This is a genomic window from Aminobacter sp. P4_D5 (genome assembly GCF_056401815.1).
On sequence record NZ_JBFUIP010000794.1, the window covers coordinates 1 to 676 of the forward strand.

The 676-nt window shown below is 66.7% G+C and carries 1 protein-coding gene; it reads left to right on the forward strand.

Features of this window, described 5'->3' with window-relative positions; translation table 11 throughout:
• On the forward strand, positions 1-555 hold a 555-nt coding region (locus tag AC1DWF_RS35045; RefSeq protein ID WP_476843074.1), incomplete at its 5' end, for a CarD family transcriptional regulator.
• Positions 556-676: the final 121 nt, after the last annotated feature.

Consider the following 676-nt stretch of genomic DNA (forward strand, 5'->3'; position numbering starts at 1 on the left):
GTCCGTAGCCCCGGCCGTCCTGGTTTCGCCGAGGCGCAGTCGGGTCCGCCGCGTCCGCCCGCCGCGAAGATCGAGCTGAAGGCCGGCGACCACGTCGTCTACCCGACCCATGGCGTCGGCACCGTGCAGGGCATCGAGGTCATCGAGGCCGCGGGCATGGAGCTGCAGATGATCGTCGTGACCTTCGACGAGAACCGCATGACTCTGCGCGTGCCCGTGAACAAGGTGCCCACGGCCGGCCTGCGGAAGCTGTTCACGCAGAAGGAGTTCGAGGCCGCGATCGACACGCTGAAGGGCCGCGCGCGCATCAAGCGCACCATGTGGTCGCGCCGCGCCCAGGAGTACGAGGCGAAGATCAACAGCGGCGATCCGATCCAGATCGCGGAAGTGGTGCGCGACCTGCAGCGCAATGCCGGCCAGCCCGACCAGTCCTTCAGCGAGCGCCAGATCTATGAGCAGGCGCTGGAGCGCCTGGCCGCCGAGTACGCGGCCATCGAGAAGATCGACAAGCTGACCGCCAGCGACCAGCTCGTCGCCTTCGCGAAGGCCAGCTGAGCGGATCATGTCCGTCGAAGCGCCCTCCTCCAACATCGAGGAGGTCATCGCCGATCTCGAGGAGGGGTTTGCCCTCTTCGATGATTGGGAGGATCGCTACCGCTACCTCATGGACATGGGC